The sequence below is a fragment of the Streptomyces sp. P9-A4 genome, assembly GCF_036634195.1.
Taxonomy (GTDB): domain Bacteria; phylum Actinomycetota; class Actinomycetes; order Streptomycetales; family Streptomycetaceae; genus Streptomyces.
Window position 1 is genome coordinate 2,180,149 of record NZ_JAZIFY010000001.1, and the last position, 17,289, is coordinate 2,197,437.

Annotated in this window: 13 protein-coding genes; 6 read left to right on the forward strand and 7 right to left on the reverse strand. The window is 72.9% G+C overall.

What is annotated here, in order from left to right:
• Positions 1 to 77 precede the first annotated feature (77 nt).
• Together fabF and V4Y03_RS09860 are read left to right on the forward strand one after the other, a co-directional pair.
• Entirely contained in the window at positions 78 to 1,340 is a 1,263-nt protein-coding gene (fabF, locus tag V4Y03_RS09855) for a beta-ketoacyl-ACP synthase II (protein ID WP_317877322.1), read from the forward strand.
• 224 nt (positions 1,341 to 1,564) lie between these two features.
• Positions 1,565 to 3,790: a DUF7927 domain-containing protein gene (locus V4Y03_RS09860; RefSeq protein ID WP_332434670.1), complete on the forward strand. Its 2,226-nt coding sequence runs from the start codon at positions 1,565 to 1,567 to the stop codon at positions 3,788 to 3,790.
• A gap of 81 nt (positions 3,791 to 3,871) precedes the next feature.
• On the opposite strand, the gene V4Y03_RS09865 is transcribed toward V4Y03_RS09860, so the two are convergent.
• Entirely contained in the window at positions 3,872 to 4,366 is a 495-nt protein-coding gene (locus tag V4Y03_RS09865) for a DUF3145 domain-containing protein (protein ID WP_317878700.1), read from the reverse strand.
• 259 nt (positions 4,367 to 4,625) lie between these two features.
• Here V4Y03_RS09865 and V4Y03_RS09870 point away from each other — a divergent pair, with 259 nt between their 5' ends.
• Positions 4,626 to 5,525 (forward strand): SGNH/GDSL hydrolase family protein, encoded by a 900-nt coding sequence (locus V4Y03_RS09870; protein WP_317878699.1) that lies wholly within the window; start codon positions 4,626 to 4,628, stop codon positions 5,523 to 5,525.
• A 108-nt stretch (positions 5,526 to 5,633) separates the two neighbouring features.
• Here the strand turns inward: V4Y03_RS09870 and V4Y03_RS09875 are convergent, their stop codons facing one another.
• Complete coding sequence (locus tag V4Y03_RS09875; protein WP_332434671.1) at positions 5,634 to 8,072, reverse strand: glycoside hydrolase family 3 protein; 2,439 nt, start codon at positions 8,070 to 8,072, stop codon at positions 5,634 to 5,636.
• A 176-nt stretch (positions 8,073 to 8,248) separates the two neighbouring features.
• On the opposite strand from V4Y03_RS09875, the gene V4Y03_RS09880 reads away from it, so the two are divergent.
• Positions 8,249 to 8,830, forward strand: coding sequence for a TetR/AcrR family transcriptional regulator (locus V4Y03_RS09880; protein WP_317877668.1), 582 nt, complete (start codon positions 8,249 to 8,251; stop codon positions 8,828 to 8,830).
• Positions 8,831 to 9,033: 203 nt separating this feature from the next.
• Positions 9,034 to 9,639 carry a carbon-nitrogen hydrolase family protein gene (locus V4Y03_RS09885; protein ID WP_332434672.1) on the forward strand — a complete coding sequence of 202 codons (606 nt, stop codon included), beginning with the start codon at positions 9,034 to 9,036 and terminating at the stop codon, positions 9,637 to 9,639.
• A gap of 155 nt (positions 9,640 to 9,794) precedes the next feature.
• On the opposite strand, the gene V4Y03_RS09890 is transcribed toward V4Y03_RS09885, so the two are convergent.
• A complete protein-coding gene (locus V4Y03_RS09890) occupies positions 9,795 to 11,981 on the reverse strand; it encodes a M4 family metallopeptidase (protein WP_332434673.1) in 2,187 nt (728 codons plus the stop codon).
• A 147-nt stretch (positions 11,982 to 12,128) separates the two neighbouring features.
• Between V4Y03_RS09890 and V4Y03_RS09895 the strand changes: the two genes are divergently transcribed.
• Positions 12,129 to 13,091: a LysR family transcriptional regulator gene (locus V4Y03_RS09895; protein WP_317877665.1), complete on the forward strand. Its 963-nt coding sequence runs from the start codon at positions 12,129 to 12,131 to the stop codon at positions 13,089 to 13,091.
• Positions 13,092 to 13,103: 12 nt separating this feature from the next.
• On the opposite strand, the gene V4Y03_RS09900 is transcribed toward V4Y03_RS09895, so the two are convergent.
• The 4 genes from V4Y03_RS09900 to V4Y03_RS09915 form a co-directional block, all read right to left on the reverse strand.
• Entirely contained in the window at positions 13,104 to 13,931 is an 828-nt protein-coding gene (locus V4Y03_RS09900; RefSeq protein WP_317877664.1) for an EI24 domain-containing protein, read from the reverse strand.
• Between the two features lie 28 nt (positions 13,932 to 13,959).
• Entirely contained in the window at positions 13,960 to 15,630 is a 1,671-nt protein-coding gene (locus V4Y03_RS09905) for a serine/threonine-protein kinase (RefSeq protein WP_332434674.1), read from the reverse strand.
• 144 nt (positions 15,631 to 15,774) lie between these two features.
• A complete protein-coding gene (locus tag V4Y03_RS09910; RefSeq protein ID WP_030693363.1) occupies positions 15,775 to 16,197 on the reverse strand; it encodes an organic hydroperoxide resistance protein in 423 nt (140 codons plus the stop codon).
• A gap of 64 nt (positions 16,198 to 16,261) precedes the next feature.
• A complete protein-coding gene (locus tag V4Y03_RS09915; RefSeq protein WP_332434675.1) occupies positions 16,262 to 17,281 on the reverse strand; it encodes an NADP-dependent oxidoreductase in 1,020 nt (339 codons plus the stop codon).
• Positions 17,282 to 17,289 lie beyond the last annotated feature (8 nt).

The window sequence follows — 17,289 nt, forward strand, 5'->3', positions numbered from 1 at the left end:
CGGCCCTCGCTGACTCGGTCCGCCACCCGGCGGTGGCGCCGTATTCCGACCATCACACACATGGAGAACGAATTCCTGTGAGCTCGACCAATCGCACCGTGGTCGTCACCGGTATCGGCGCAACCACACCGCTGGGTGGCGACGTGTCGTCGACCTGGGAAGGTCTCTTGGCCGGACGCTCCGGCGTCAGGCCCCTGGAGGGCGAGCGCTTCGCCGAACTGCCCGTCCAGATCGCCGCGACGGCCGCCGTCGACCCCGGTGACGTCCTGCCCCGCCCGCTCGCCCGCAAGCTGGACCGCTCGGCGCAGTTCGCGCTGATCGCGGCCCGCGAGGCCTGGGCCGACGCGGGCTACACCGCCCCCGCCGGCGAGGACGAGAAGATCGCGCCCGAGCGGCTCGGCTCCGTCATCGCCTCCGGCATCGGCGGTGTCACCACACTGCTCGACCAGTACGACGTGCTCAAGGAGAAGGGCGTCCGCCGCGTCTCCCCGCACACCGTGCCGATGCTGATGCCGAACAGCCCCTCCGCGAACGTGGGCCTGGAGGTGAACGCCCGCGCGGGCGTCCACACCCCCGTCTCCGCGTGCGCGTCCGGCGCCGAGGCCATCGGCTACGCCGTCGAGATGATCCGTACCGGCCGTGCCGACGTGGTCGTCGCCGGCGGTACCGAGGCCGCGATCCACCCGCTGCCGATCGCCGCGTTCGCCAACATGATGGCGATGTCCAAGAGCAACGACGAGCCGACGAAGGCCTCCCGTCCGTACGACACGGGCCGTGACGGCTTCGTGCTCGGCGAGGGCGCGGGCGTCGTGATCCTGGAGTCCGAGGAGCACGCGAAGGCGCGCGGCGCGCGCGTCTACTGCGAGGTCCTCGGCCAGGGCCTGTCGGCCGACAGCCACCACATCGCGCAGCCCGAGCCGACCGGCCGGGGCATCGCCGCCGCGATGCAGAACCTGCTGGACGCGACGGACCTCAAGCCGTCCGAGGTCGTCCACCTCAACGCGCACGCCACGTCGACGCCGCAGGGCGACGTCGCCGAGATCAAGGCGCTGCGGAAGGTCCTGGGCGACGACCTGGACCACGTCGCGATCTCCGCGACGAAGTCGATGACCGGTCACCTCCTCGGCGGCGCGGGCGGCATCGAGACCGTCGCGACGGTCCTGGCGCTCCACCACCGGCTGGCCCCGCCGACGATCAACATCGACGACCTGGACCCGGACGTCGACGCGGACATCGTCCGCGACGAGCCCCGCGAACTCCCGCAGGGCACGATCGCCGCGATCAACAACTCGTTCGGCTTCGGCGGCCACAACGTGGTGCTGGCGTTCCGTACGGTCTGAACCATGACGTGACGTTCCGTCACATGCGCGGAGGCCCACCCCCGGCCGGGGGTGGGCCTCCGCCTTTCTTGTCCTATAAGTTGATCAATAAGCGTGTCGCACCTTTTGACTCGAATGGGCGTGTGATGCTGACCCCCGTACCGCCACTCGGCCCGCTCCCGGTGGCGGAATCGGCGGTCGGCGGTAGGCGCCGGCCGGGAACTCGGCCGCGAGAGGCGTCACCCATGATCCGTCGTCACCACAGAGGTGGGCGCCCCAAGCGAACCCTGCGAGCCGCGGTCGGCGCCCTCGCGGCGGCCACCCTGGCCGTGGGCGCGGCACCCGTGGCGGGCGCCGCCCAGAACGCCCCGCGCGGCGCGGGGAGCGAGCGGCCGATCGGTCCGGACCCGGTGGTCACGCTGCTCGCCCACGGCAACCTGACGATGGCCTCCAACTCGGTCCTGACCTGCGACCCGAGCGACGGCAGCGTCTGCTCCGACACCGAGGGCACGAACAACGGCCGGACCATGTACGTGAAGTCCGACCCCGGCGCCCCCGGGCCCAACGCCTCCTCCGCCCAGCTCCGGCTGCCGGCGGGCGCCACCGTGCTGTCCGCGCGCCTCTACTGGCAGTTCAACCCCACCGGGACGAGCACCAACGGCACCTCCGGCGACCTCGCCAAGGGTGACACCGTGTCCTGGAAGGTCCCCGGGGCGAGCGGCTACACACAGGTCACCGCGGACACCTACGACTACTTCGACCAGAAGGTCGGCGGGACCCCGCCGGAGCCGCTGATGGCCGCGGGCGCCGTCAAGGACGTCACGGCCGAGGTCAAGGCGGCGGGAGCGGGTTCGTACACCGTCGCCGACATCCAGGCGTGCAGCGGACGCTCCTCCGCCCAGAACCACGGCGGGAACAACGTGGGCTGCTGGGGCGGCTGGTCCCTGGTCGTCGCCTACGAGGCCCCCACCGAGCCCCTGCGCTACCTCCAGGTCTGGGACGGCTACCAGCTGCTGCGCGACCCCAACCCCGCCACCACCCTCACCCTGGCGGGCATCCGCACCCCGGACGGCGGCCCGGCGGCTGCCACGATGGGTGTCACCGTCGGGGACGGCGACACCCCGATCTCCGGCGACCAGGCCCTGGTGGGGTCCACCGTGGCCAACCTCACCGAACTGCCCATGCCCGGCCCGAACGGCGTCACCACCGACAACGCCTTCACCGGGCGCATCGACCACGTCGCCGCCGACGGCACTGATGCCAACATCACCACCCGCGACCCGAACCCCGTCAGCAACTACGGCTACGACGCCCGCATCATCGACGTGACCGGCAAGATCCCCGCGGGCAGCACCCAGGCCCTGCTCCGGATCAACGGCGCGGGCGACGCGCTGGAGCCCCAGGCCGTCTGGCTGGCCCTGGAGGCCCGTGAGCCGGACCTCCAGCTCACCAAGGCCAACGACCCGCCCGGCACCACCAGCGACACCCCGCCCGGCCTGGTCGACGCCGGCGCCACCATCACCTACACCTTCACCCTGACCAACAAGCACGCCGGCGGCGGCACCGACGCCCTGGACACGGCCACGGACGTCACGCTCACGGACGAGCTGCCCGTCGGCACCGAGTACGTCGCCGGCTCGAACCCGGACTGCACCGCGAAGGCGTCCACCGTCACCTGCGCCACCACCGACCTCGCGCCCGGCGCGTCCCGTACCGTCTCGTTCCGGGCGAAGGTCGCGGCCGGCACCGCCGCGGGCACGAAGCTGGACGACACCGCCTCGGTCGCCTTCAAGGGCAAGCAGACGGGCCGCACCCAGGAACGCCACAGCAACACCGTGCGCAACACGGTGGCCGCCAAGGCCGGCTACCACGTCAAGAAGACCTCGGACAGCGCCACCGCCGCCCCCGGCGACAAGGTCGCCTACGAGGTCGAGATCGCCAACACCGGGAACACACCGCTGCAGGCGCTGACCGTCACCGACGACCTCGGCGAGGTGCTCGACGACGCGACGTACAACGACGACGCCACCGCCACGAGCGGCACCCCGCACTACACCGCCCCGAAGCTGAGCTGGACCGGCGACCTGGCCGTCGGCGAGAGCGCGAAGCTGGCCTACTCCGTCACGGTCGACGAGCCGGCCCACGGGGACCGGAAGCTGACGAACACCGTGGTGGGCGACAAGCCCGGCGGCAACTGCCCGGCCGGCGGCAGCGACCCGGACTGCACCACCACGACCGAGGTCGACGTTCCCCCCACGCCCACGCCCGAGCCCAGCTCGCCCACCGCCCCGACCCCGGACCCGACCCCGACGCCCGACCCGTCGCAGAGCGGCCACCCGGGGGGCGGCGGTCAGCTCCCCGAGACCGGGTCGATCGCCGGACCGGCCGCCGCGGCCGCCGCGCTCACCGTGGCCGCCGGAGCGGGCCTCGCCTTCGCCGCCCGGCGCCGGAACCGGGGCCGCCACCTCTGACCCGCTCCCACACGGACCGACGGCCCCGCCCACCTGGGCGGGGCCGTCGGTCGCGAGCCCGGCACGATCCGAGGACAGGTCCTAGACCACCTGGTGCAGCCAGCGCACCGGAGCCCCCTCGCCCGCGTAGCGGAAGGGCTCCAGCTCGTCGTCCCAGGGTTTGCCGAGGAGCCGGGCGATCTCCGCTTCGAGCACCGTCTCGCCCTGGGCCGCGCGGGCCAGGGCGGCGCGCAGGCGGTCCTCCGGGACGAGGATGTCGCCGTGGATGCCGGTGACGGCGTGGAAGATGCCCAGCGCGGGGGTGGCGCTGTAGCGCTCGCCCTCGGCGGTGGGGCTGGGCTCCGCGGTGACCTCGAAGCGGAGCATCTGCCAGCCGCGCAGGGCGGAGGCCAGCTCGGAGGCGGTGCCGGTGCGGCCCTGCCACGAGAACTCCGCTCTCCAGGTGCCGGGGGACGCCGGCTGGCGGATCCAGTCGAGCTGGACCCTCGCACCGAGGACACCCGCGACCGCCCATTCGACGTGCGGGCACAGCGCGCGCGGTGCGGAGTGTACGTACAGGACTCCACGTGTCGTCACCGGGACCTCCAGTGTGGGACGAGATTCGCCTTTCCCAGCGGCCTCAGTAAACAGCATCAGGAGCAGAACATGGCAAACCCGCAAAAAGGGGACAGCATGTGACGTGATGTAATTTACCGGAGCCGTTCGGCAAAGGTGCCTCTGGTTCGACGGGGGAAAAGCTACCGTGCCGCACCGTCATCGGTGTGACGTACGGTCGGTCAGGGGGCGGGTGAACACGAAGCTTTCACCCGCCAGGACGCCGAAGGAGGGGCCGGGGATGCGCGGCCGACGCCGATTCCGTACCGCTGCCGTCTCCGCGACGGCGGCGCTGCTGTGCGCGGGGGCGCTGTCCGGCTGCACCTCCGGGGAACCGTCGGCGACCCCTGCCGCCACCGGAGCGGCCCCGAAGCCGAAGCCCACCCCGCCGCCGGAGCCCCTCTGGGACGTCTCCCCCGCCTCCGTCGCCGCCGTCGGGGACTCGGTCACCCGCGCCTTCGACGCCTGTTCGGTCCTGTCGGACTGCCCCGAGGTCTCCTGGGCGACGGGCACGGACACCGCCGTGAACAGTCTCGCCCTGCGCCTCCTCGGCCCGGCGAAGGTGGCCACCCACAGCTGGAACCTGGCGCGGACGGGCGCCCGGATGGCGGAGCTTCCCGAGCAGATGGCGGGGGCGGCGGCCGAACGGCCCGCGCTGGTCACGGTGATGATGGGCGCCAACGACGCCTGCCGGGCGACCCCGGAGCTGATGACGCCGGTCGCAGATTTCCGGTCGTCCTTCGAGACAGCGATGGCCCGGCTCCGGAAGGGCGCGCCGAAGGCGCAGGTGTACGTGGCGAGCGTGCCGGACCTGATGCATCTGTGGTCGACCGGGCGGGTGAGCCCGATGGGCCGGGAGGTGTGGAAGCTGGGGATCTGCGGCGCGATGCTGGCGGACCCCGAGGACCTGGGTCCGGCGGCGGAGCGGCGGCGCGCGGAGGTACGGGACCGGGTGGTGGCGTACAACCGGGTGCTCTCGGAGGTGTGCGCGAAGGACGAGCGCTGCCGGTACGACGGCGGCGCGGTCTTCGGATTCCCGTTCGACGGAGGGCAGTTGAGCCCCTGGGACTGGTTCCATCCGAGCCGGGACGGGCAGGCGCGGCTCGCGGAGCTGGCGTACCGGCGGATCACGAAGGAGTGAGGGACCCCGGGGCGGTTGTCAGGTTCCGCCCCGGGGCCGTTCTCGGGGACCCGCAGGGGGTTTCCTCGGGGGACCCGCAGGGGGTCCCCAGGAGTGACCCCCCGGGGGTCAGACCTCCAGTGTCGCGCTCAGCCGGGCATCCGTCAGGGAGTGTGCGGCCAGGACCTCGTATCCGCCGTGGACGAGGGTCCAGTCGTTCTTGTCCTCGTCCCAGATCTCGAAGGCGCGGCGGGGCAGCGCGATCTCGGCCTCGACGGTCTCGCCGGGGCCGGCCTCGACGCTCGCGAAGGCGGCGAGCCAGCGGGCCGGGCGCTCGACGGAGTCGTCGACGGGCGCCAGGTAGAGCTGGACGATCTCGCGGCCGGTGCGGTCGCCGGTGTTGGTGAGCCGGACGGTGGCGGTGTCGGGGCCCGCGGTGAGGGACTCGTACGACCAGGTGGTGTAGCCGAGGCCGTGGCCGAAGGGGTACGCGGGGACGGCGCCGGCCTTGTCCCAGGCGCGGTAGCCGACGAACACACCCTCGGTGTAGTCGAGTCGGCCCTCGGTGGGGGTGACCTCGGTGACGGGGACGTCGGCGAGGGCGACGGGCCAGGTGGTGGGGAGGCGCCCGCCGGGCTCCTCGGCGCCGGTGAGGACGTCGGCGAGGGCGGCGCCGCCCTCCTGGCCGGGGAACCAGCTGAGCAGGATCGCGGCCACGTCCTCGCGCCAGGGCATCTCGACCGGGGAGCCGGAGTTGACGACGACGACGGTGTTCGGGTTGACGGCGGCGACGGCGCGTACGAGGTCGTCCTGGCGGCCGGGGAGGGCGAGGTCCTTGCGGTCGAAGCCCTCGGACTCGACGCGCTCGGTGGTGGCGACGACCACGACGGCGGTGGCGGCGGTGCGGGCGGCCTCGACGGCCTCGGCGATCAGTTCGTCGGGGTCACGGCGCGGACCGAGGTGGACGAAGGAGAACATGACGGCCGAGAGCGGGGCCGCGAACTCCTTCTCCAGGGTGTGGAGCAGGGAGACCTCGACGGCCTGCCCCGCGGTGAGCGCGACCTTGGCGCGCTCGACCGGGGAGCCGAAGAAGGCCTCGAAGGGGTCGGTCTCGGGGCCCATGACCTGCGCGCCGTCGAAGACGGTCTCCCCGGCGACGGTGAGGGTGAAGGCGCCGAGGCCGCGGGTGCCGAAGGCGTGCTCGCCGGACTCGCGCGGGATGAAGGTGCCGACGACCTCGATGGAGGCGAGCTCGTCGTGGGTGACGCCCTCGGGGAGGTCGTCGCCGATCCACTGGACCTGGCCGTTGGGCAGGGAGCCCTCGCCGAGGAGGCGGCCCTCGGCGTCGCGGCAGCGGGCGCGGAGGGTGAACCCCTGGTCGGCGGGGACGAGTTCCTCGCTGGGATCGGCGCCGACGCTGAAGGTGAGCGCGCCTTCGGGCAGGGCGGCCGCGAGGCCGTCGAGCGGGGAGACGACGTGCTCGGGGAAGACCTGGGCGGAGCCGCCGCCGAGGACGCGGGCGTCGCGGGCGGCGGCGCCGGAGAGGGCGACGGTGGTGCCGGCGGCCAGCGGGAGCACGCCGCCCTCGTTCCGTACGAGGACGAAGCCGCGGCGGGCGATCTCACGGGCGAGGGCGTCGCCGTCGATCGTGGCGGGGTGCTCGGTGACGGCCGGCGGGGCGCCTTCGAGGGCGCCGACGCGGGCGGCGAGCCGCAGGACGTTGCGGACGGCGGTGTCGACGGCGGACTCGGCGACCTCGCCGGCGCGGACGGCGGCGGCGAGGTTCTCGCCGTAGACGGTGTCGGGGCCGGGCATGGCGACGTCGAGGCCGCCCTCGATGTCGCCGGTGGTGGAGCGGGCGGCCATCCAGTCGGAGACGTTGTAGCCGTCGAAGCCCCACTCGCCGCGGAGGACCTCGTTGACCAGGTAGCGGTGCTCGGTCATGGTGACGCCGTTGACCTGGTTGTAGGCCGTCATGATGCCCCAGGGGTGGGCGTTCTTGACGATGGCCTCGAAGGGGGCGAGGTAGATCTCGCGGAGCGGGCGGGGGGCGATCCGGTTGTCGACGGTGAAGCGGTCGGTCTCGGCGTCGTTGGCGACGAAGTGCTTGACGGTGGTGCCGACACCGCCCTCCTGGACGCCCTGGACGTAGCCGGTGGCGACGGCGCCCGTCAGGTACGGGTCCTCGCTGTAGGCCTCGAAGTGACGGCCGCCGAGCGGGCTGCGGTGCAGGTTGACGGTGGGCGCGAGCAGCACGTGGACGCTCTTGCGGCGGGCTTCCTGGGCGAGGAGGCGGCCGGCGCGGCGGGCGAGGGCCGGGTCCCAGGTGGCGGCGAGCGCGGTCGGGGACGGCAGGGCCACGGACGGGTCGTCGGCGGTCCAGCGGACGCCGCGGACGCCGATCGGGCCGTCGGACATGACCAGGGACTTCAGCCCGATCTCCGGCAGGGCGGGCAGGGACCACATGTCCTGGCCGCCGAGCAGCCGGGTCTTGGCGTCCAGGCCGAGCTTGGCGAGTGCCGCCTCGACGATCGCTTCCCGTGCCGTGTCGGCGCTGGTCTCCGTCATGGCCGTACCTCCTCATTGACGTACCGATGACCCCGATGTGTCCATCCTGCACCCGGTACCTGTAGACCGGTAGGTGATGTTATCGGTTTGTTACTTTCCTGGAGGGGGTACGGTCCTGTCGGAAGCGATGATCGGAAGCGACGGCGGGAACGACGACGCGGAAGGGGGCCACGGCGATGGTGCGGGCCAGGAGTGAGGAACGGCGCGCGGACATCCTCCGCGCCGCCCTCGAAGTGATCGCCGAGCGCGGCTACCGGGGCGCCACCCTCGGCTCGGTCGCCGAGCGGGTCGGGCTGACCCAGCAGGGGCTGCTGCACTATTTCCCGACGAAGGAGGCGCTGCTCGTCGCCGTCCTGGAGGAGCGGGACCGCTGGGACACCAGCGGCGGCCGGGACCGCGAGGGCTGGCGGCTCGACCTAATCGCATCCCTCGTCGAGTACAACGCGATGCGGCCCGGCATCGTGCAGACCTTCTCCGCGCTGCTCGGCGAGAGCGTGACGGACGGGCACCCGGCACGGGAGTTCTTCACCGAGCGGTACGCGCAGGTGCGGGCGAACATGGCGGACGTGCTGCGCACGGAGTTCGGCGACCGGCTGCCGGGCGGGCTCACCCCGGAGCGGGCGGCGCCCCTCCTCACGGCGGTGATGGACGGCCTCCAGTACCAGTGGCTACTGGACCCCTCGGCCGTCGACATGCCGGGCGCCTTCCGGGACTTCCTGCGGCTGCTGTCCGGGGACGACGAGGCGGACACCGACTAGCGGGTGTCCGGCGGCCGGGAGCCGGCGGGCCATGGGGAGCCGGCACAGGCGTCGCGGGGTCCCGTGCTTTCCCGCGCGGCGGGCGCGCGGGAGGATGGGGGCCATGATCGTCGCAGCCACCCAGTTCGCCCCGGTCGCCGGGGACATCGAAGCCAACGTCCGTACGATCGCCGGGCTGGTCCGGGGCGGAGGGGGCCCGGGTCGTGGTCTTCGCCGAGCTCTCGCTCACCGGGTACGAGCCGTCCCTGATCCGGGACACCCCCGGTCTGGTCCTCGACGAGGACGACCCCCGCCTCGCTCCCGTACGGGAGGCCTGCCGGACGGCCGGTGCGGCGGCCGTGGTCAACGGGCCGGTACGGACCGGCGGTTCACGCCCCGGGATCACCACGCTGGTGATCGGTCCGGACGGCTCGCTCCTCGCCCGCTACGACAAGCAGCACCTGTACGGGGTCGAGGCGGAGGCCTTCGAACCGGGCTCCACCGACGGGCGGTTCGCGCTCGACGGGGTCCGGTTCGCCCTGGCGACCTGCTACGACAACCGCTTCCCCGAGCTGGCGGAGCGGGCCGCCGCCGACGGCTGCGGGGTGTACCTGGCGAGTTCGGTGCTCGGCGCCGACAACGACTCGTTCGAGCGGGTGTACCCGGTACGGGCCAGGGACTTCGGTCTGTACGTGGTGCTCGGCAACGCCCTGGGGGCCAACGAGGAGTGCGTGGGCGTCGGCGCGGCGGGCGCCTGGGGCCCGGACGGCGAGCGGATCGCGGACGCGGGCGGGACGGAACCGGGGTTCGCGCTGGCGGAGGTCGGCTGAGTCAGGGGCACGGAGAAGCCGGGCGGCGGGACGGAGGACCCGGAGGTGCCGGGCGGCGGGGAAACGGAGAAGCCGGGCGGCCGTGGGACATTCGGCCGCCCGGCTCCGGGGAGGCCGTCACGGAACCCCCGGTCCGCGACGACGCCCCGCCCCCGTTACGGGGCGCTCAGGCCCAGCGTGTACGCGCCGGAGCCGCTGTACGCGTGGACCACGTACCGGTAGTAGCCCGCGGTGCCGTAGTAGCTGGTGTCCTCGTCGGCCGTCGCCGTGCCGCCGACGGCCACGTCCACCCAGGTCGCCCCGTTCCACTTCTGGAGGTAGAGGTCGAAGTCGGTGCCGGCCGGGCCGCGCAGGCAGCCCACGTGGGTGCCCGAGGTCGCCGAGTAGTAGTACGAGCCGTCCGGCTGGGCCTCGGCCTGACCGGAGGACAGGGTGCCCTGGTAGCTGTACTCGGTGTTGTCGCAGCCGGTGGGCGGGGTCGTGTCGCCGACCGACAGCTGGTAGGTGACCGTGTGGGTGGCGGAGCCCGTACCGGTGACCGTGATCGGGTACGTGCCGTTGGCCGCGCCCGCGTCGACCTGGACGGTCATCGTGGACGAGGAGCCCGAGGTCACCGAGTCGGGGCTGAAGGAGACCTTGACCCCGGTCGGGGCGCCGCTCGCGGTGAGCTGGACGGTCTGCGCGCTGCCGCCGGTGGTGGAGGTGTTCACCGTGGAGGTGGCGGTGCCGCCGGCCTGGACCGAGCCCGAGGACGGGTTCAGGGCGAGCGAGAAGTCCGGGGTGGTGGTGCCGCCGCAGTCGGTCTCACCGGACTGGGCGGGGACGCCGACCGCGTTCCAGGCCGCCTTCACGGCGTTGCACTCGGCGCTGCCGTAGGTGTTCTTGGCGCTGGTCAGGGTCGCCTTGCGGGCGGCGAGGTGGTTCCAGGAGGAGGTCTTCATGAGCAGGGCGCCCATGAAGATCTTGCCGGCCTTCTGGATGCCGATGCCGGTCACGGAGGACGGACCGCCGGAGCATATGGGGCTGTTGGGCTTGCCGCCGCCCGGGCTGGAGCCCTCGGCGAGCAGGTAGAACCAGTGGTTCTGCGGCCCCGCCGCCGCGTGCACCTCGGTGCCTGAGCTCAACTGCGGGTAACAGTTGGGGGCGTTGTCGGCGAGCGAGGGGTTGTACATGTAGCGGATCGGCTTGTTGTCGCCGAGGAAGTTCAGCTTCTCGCCGACCGTGTAGTCCGGGGTGTCGTTCGGGTTGTTGGCGTAGTGCTCGGTGAGCGCGCCGAAGATGTCGCCCGTCGACTCGTTCATGCCGCCGTTCTCGTTGGACGAGCCCGAGCTGCCCGGCGTCCGGTCGAAGACCTCGTGGCCGTACTCGTGCGCCACGACGTCGATGCCGGTGAGCTGCATGGTGCCGCCCTGGTTGCGGCCGTACGTGGTCTTCGTACCGTCGTAGTACGCGTTGACCTCGCTCAGTCCGGCGCGGGCCGGGACCATGCCGCCCTGGCCGTTCTGGCCGTTGTAGCCGAACCACTCCTTGAGCATGGAGTGTTCCTTCTGCGCCGCGTACATGATGTCGACGCAGGCGGTCACGAGGTCGTTGGCGCCGTTGTTGCCCCAGGGCGAGGAGCCCGTGTACGCGCTGCCGTTCTGCCCGCCGCACTTGAAGCCGCCGCGGGTGGTGTCCGTCATGGAGCTCGCGGCGGTGTCGATGGTGACGTTGCCGTTGTGGTAGCCGCGGCCGTCGGCGTGCAGGATCTTGTCGGTGGCGCGGGCGACCGATCCGGTACGGGCGTCGACGAAGGTGTCGAGGGAGCTGGGGGCGTCCTGCGCGGTCCGGCCGATGACCAGGGTGTGCCAGGTGAGGACGGCCTTGCCGTCCTTGAGGAGCACGGTCGGCTCGGGGGCGCTCGCGGACTCGACGGAGGCGAGCTGCTTCCGGGCGGTGGCGAGGGCCGCCGCCGCGCTCACCCCGGCCCGGGTGGAGATCTTGATGGCGGGCGCCCGGGCGCCGGTTACCTCGCGGACCTTGCCGGTGCTGTCGGAGACGACGACGGCGTCACCGCCGACGACCGGGAGGCCCCGGTAGGTGCGCTCGTAGGCGGCGTAGTACAGACCGTTCGCCCAGGGGGTGACGGATGTCCGGACGAGGTCCTCGTCCGCGCCGTGCCGCAGCTCGTCGAGGCCGCTCGCCGCGGCACCGTCGGCGGCGGCGAGGGCGAGGGACTTGCCGTGGCCCGGGGGGACGGGCTGCGCCTGCGGGGCCGCGGTGGCGGTGCCGGCGAGGGCAGTCGCGAGGCTCGCCGAGAGCGCCAGGGCGGCCACGGCCGCCGTGAGTCTGGTGGGGTGCAACGTCTGCTCCGATCGGGGTGTGGATCGTGGTGGGGGAGACGGGTCGTCGCGCCGAGTATGGGCGTGGACATGGCTAGTTCGGGACATCTCATCCGGCATAAGACGCGGGTTATGGTGCGGCCGGACGGTGCTGCGTACGCTGCTGAAATGCAGCTGGAGTTGAGGCATCTCGAGGCCGTCTGCCGGATAGCGGAAGCGGGCAGTCTGGGGCGTGCCGCCGGGCGGCTCGGGGTCTCGCAGCCGGCCCTCTCCGCGCAGCTCCGCCGCATCGAACGGGTCGCGGGCGGCGAGCTGTTCCTACGCGGCAGGCACGGTGTGGAACCCACCCCGCTCGGCGAGTTCGTCCTCGCCAAGGCCCGGCTGGTGCTCGGCGAGATGGACGCGCTGGCCGCCGGGGCGCGGGCCGCCGCCCCGCACACCCCGCTGCGCCTCGGCTGCATCCTGCTCGTGCTGGTCGACGGGCTGCTCGGGGAGCTGGAGGGGATCATGGCGGGGCAGGACATCGCGGTGACCGTGGAGCACTCCGCCACCACGCTGACCCGGCAGCTGGGCGCGGGACGGTACGACGCCGTGCTCTACGGGGAGGTCAACGACCACGAGGTGGCCCTGCCGGAGGGCACCACCGCGAGGACCGTGGTGCCCAAGGAGCCGTTCTGCGTACGGCTCTCGGCGCGGCATCCGCTGGCGGGCAAGGAGCGGATCGCGCTCGCGGAGCTGTCGGGCGAGTCCTGGATGACGCTGGTGGAGGACGACGACGGCGGCCCCGAGGCGCTGGTCGCGGCCTGCGCGAAGGCCGGCTTCACCCCGGTGCTGCGGCACCGGGTGCCCGACCGCCAGATGCACTACGGGCTGATCGCCTCGGGCCGGGCGATCTCGATGAGCCAGCCGACGGCCCCGCCCGCGGCGGGCACGGTCCTGCGCCCGCTGGAGGGCGATCCGGTGCTCGGGCGGATCAGGCTCGCCTGGAACAAGGCGGCGGTGTCCGCCCGGCACGCGGAGCTGCTGTACCGGGCGGCGGCGCACGCCTATCTGGCGAACGTCGACAACAACGCGTTCTACCGGGCGTGGTGGGACGCCCGACCGGAGCTGCATCCGGTGCTGGAGGTCTGAGGGACCTCGGTCTCAGCGGGGGAAGGGGTGCACCTGCCGGTCGTTCCGGTCGCCCTCTCGGTCTTCCTCGTCCCGGTCGGCCTCGTCCCGGTCCTCGCCGCTCGGCTCGCCCCGCAGGTCACGGGCCATCAGGGTGGCTCCTGCGACGGCGCCCGGCATCAGGAGGACGGCGACGAAGGGGACCAGGAAGGCGAGCGTCAGCGGGACTCCGAAGCCGAGGGCGACCATCCGGCGGCCCCGGAGCAGCCGCAGCCGCTCCTTCAGCTCGACGCCACGGCGCTGGAGCGCGACGGCCGTCAGTTCCTCGGTGAGGAAGAAGCCGGAGACGCAGAAACCGATGGCGGGGACGACCGTCTGGCCGACCACCGGGATGAAGCCGCAGGCGAAGAGGAGGACGCCGTAGAACGCGACCCTCAGCAGGACCCGCACGCTGTCCCGGGCCGAGATCCACAGGTCGCGCCAGAGCGGCAGCCCGGACTCGGGCACCTCGCCGCCCTCGCCCCGGTCGACCTCCTCGGAGAGGGACTCGTAGAAGGGCTGCCCGACGAGCAGGGTCACGGCGGTGAAGGTGATCACCGCGAGGAACAGCCCGAAGGCGAAGACCAGCGCGGTCATCGTGCCCCGGAGGAGGCCGAGCCAGGGCGAGGTCCAGTCGTCGGCGAAGGGGGTCGCCCAGGCGGCCAGGTCGTCGGCGCCGTAACCGAGACCGACGAGCGCGCCCGCGTACAGCACGAGGGTCACGAGTCCGGGCAACAGCCCGAAACCGAACCACCGTCCGTGCTGGAACACCCACTTCTGGCCCTGGACCAGATGTCTGAAACCCACCCCGAGATCACGCATGGGGGCCACTTTATCGGTGGTGCGCAGGTCAGCTCCCCGGCGTACCGCCCGGTGAACGGCCCGAGGTACGGAAGGAGCCGAGCGCCGCTTCGAGGTGGGCGCGGGCCTCGTCGGCACGGCCCACCGGGGCCGAGGCCCACACGTCGTACAGGGTCCCGGCCTGCTCCCAGCAGACGTCGGCGGTGTGCCGGGGCCCCTCGGCGGCGGTGAAGCCGTTCCAGGTGAACTCCCAGCGGGCGGCGGGCAGTCCCTCGTGCCGGATCTCCTCCACGGTGGCGTCGCGGTAGCCCGGGTTGGTGCGGGGACCGCTCGCGTCGGAGGCGCGCATCGCTCCGATCGCGCCACCGGACGGGATCGCCCTGATCCTGATCCCGACCCAGACGGATCCGTCCCCCGTCGTGTAGAACACGCGGTCGCCGTCGGTGGAGCGGGTCGCTCCGGTGGGTACGGCCAGGGTGAAGCCGCGCTCGTCGGTGACGGCGCTGTACCCGGCGGGCAGCGGGCCGGGGGCGGGGGCGGTGGCCGCCGGGGTGCTGGTCGGCGGGGTGGTGGTCGCCGGGGTGGTGGTCGGCGGGGTGGTCGTACGGGTGGGGGCGGGCGCGAGGGGACCCGCCTCGGGGGCGCCCTCGTCACGGACGGCGAGCAGGACGGCGACGGTCACCGCGGCGACGCAGGCGGCGACGGCGGCGGCCACGAGGGGCAGCGCGAGGGCGCCCCGGCGCGCGGGGGTGTCACGGGTCGGGGGCTGGACGGCGGACATGCCGTCCGGGTCCCGTACGTCTGGAGTGTCGAGCCGGGGAGTGTCGAGCCCGGGGGTGTCGAGCCCGGGAGTGTCGAGGTCCGGGCCGCCGACCGTCGTCAGGGAGGTCCCCTCCCCCGCCGCGACGCACGCCGTGAGCAGCCGGCCGGCCTCCTCGGCGGTCAGGCGCTTGGCCGGATCGCGTTCGAGCAGGCCGTGGACGACGGGCAGGAGGGGGCCGAGGTGCTCGGGCGGCCGGATCTCCCCGTACACGACGGCGTGCAGGACGGCGCCGATCGAGTCCCGGCGGAAGGGTGAGGTGCCGGTCGCCGCCGCGCACAGCAGCGCGCCGAGTGACCACAGGTCGGCGGCGGGTCCCGCCTCCTCGCCCCGCATCCGCTCCGGCGCGGTGTACTCGGGGGTGCCGACGAAGACCCCGGTCCCGCTGAGCGTGGTCGCCCCGGGGAGGCTGGCGATGCCGAAGTCGGTGAGGACCGCGCGGCCGGTGTCCTTCTCCAGGAGGACGTTGGCCGGTTTCACGTCCCGGTGCAGCACGTCGTGGGCGTGGGCGGCGGACAGCGCGCCGAGCAGGGCGAGCCCGAGGCGGGCGGTCTCCCGTACGGACAGCGCGCCGCCGGGGCCTGCCAGCCGGTCGGCGAGCGAGCCGCCGTCGACCAGCTCCATCACCAGGGCGGGCCGCCCCTCGTGCTCGACGACGTCATGGACGACGATCACGTGCGGGTGGCGGACGCGGGCGACGACCCGGGCCTCGCGCAGGGCGCCCGCCGGGTCGGCGTCCGTGTCGAGGGTGAGGGTCTTGACGGCGACGGAACGCCCCAGGAGTTCGTCGGTGGCCCGCCGGACGACGCCGTTGCCGCCCCGGCCGAGGCGCTCGCCCAGGCGGTAGCGCCCGCCGATCAGCTCGTGGCCGGTGCGTTCCGGCCCGTCGTACGACGCCACTCGACTCCCCTTGTCCGCCGGACAGGGACATGATGCCGCAGGCCGTGCCGGGAGGGCCCCACCCGGCCCCGCCCGACGGCCCGGACGCGGCGAGGGCCGTACTCCCGGGTGGGGAGTACGGCCCTCGTTCGACCGCGTCCGGACTCAGACGGCGAGCTCGACCGTGATGTTGCCGCGGGTCGCCTTGGAGTACGGGCAGACCTGGTGGGCCTTCTCGATCAGGCTCTTGGCGGTCTCGGCGTCCACGTTCGGGATGGTCGCCGAGATCTTGACGATGATGCCGAAGCCGTCGTCGTTCTTGCCGATGCCGACCTCGGCGGTGACCGTCGAGCCGGAGACGTCGGCGTTCTCGTTACGGGCGACGACGCCGAGCGCGCCCTGGAAGCAGGCGCTGTAGCCCGCCGCGAAGAGCTGCTCGGGGTTGGTGCCCGCGCCGGAGCCGCCCATGGCCTTGGGCGGGTTCACGACGACGTCGAGCTGACCGTCGTCGGTGGCGACCCGGCCGTCACGGCCGTTCTCGGCGGTGGCGACGGCGGTGTAGAGGACGTCGGAGTGCTGGATCGACATGCGAGGTACTTCCTTCATGGGTTCGCCGCGACTCGCGCCCACGATCGCGGCGGCTGAGGGAAGACTAACGGGTCACCGAGACGATCATCTTTCCGGTGTTGTCGCCGCGGAGCAGTCCGAGGAAGGCGTCCACGCCGTTCTCGATGCCGTCGACGAAGGTCTCGCGGTGCTTCAGCTCGCCGGAGCCGAGCCAGCCGCCAACCTCCTGGACGAACTGCTGCTGGAGGCCGTAGTGGTCGCCGACCAGGACGCCCTGGAGGCGCAGCCGCTTGCCGATGATCATCGCCATGTTGCGCGGGCCCGGGACCGGCTCGGTGTCGTTGTACTGGGCGATCATGCCGCAGATGGTGGCGCGGCCGTGCACGTTGAGCGAGGAGATCGCGGCTTCGAGGTGGTCGCCGCCGACGTTGTCGAAGTAGACGTCGATGCCGTCCGGGGCGGCCTCGCGGAGCTGGTCCCCGACCGGGCCGTTCTTGTAGTTGAAGGCGGCGTCGAAGCCGAGCTCCTCGACGAGGAACTTGACCTTCTCGTCGGAGCCGGCGGAGCCGATGACGCGGGAGGCGCCCTTGAGGCGGGCCATCTGGCCGACCTGGCTGCCGACGGCGCCGGCGGCGCCGGAGACGAAGACCGCGTCGCCCTCCTTGAAGGAGGCGACGTCGAAGAGGCCGGCGTAGGCCGTGAGGCCGGTCATGCCGAGGACGCCGAGGTACGCGGAGAGGGGGGCGAGCGCGGGGTCGACCTTGGTGGCGTGCTGGGCGGGCACCTCGGCGTACTCGCGCCAGCCGAGGCCGTGCAGGACGTGGTCGCCGACGGCGAAGCCCTCCGCGCTGGAGGCGATGACCTCGCCGACCGCGCCGCCGTCCATGGGCCGGTCCAGCTGGAACGGCGGGATGTAGGACTTCGCGTCGTTCATGCGGCCGCGCATGTACGGGTCCACGGAGAAGTGCAGGTTGCGCACGAGGACGCGGCCCTCGGCGGGCTCGGTGACCGGGGTCTCGCGCAGGGCGAAGTCCGCGGGGACGGGCCAGCCGTGCGGGCGGGCGACGAGGTGCCACTCACGGCTGGACGCGGGAAGAACGGACATGAGCACGG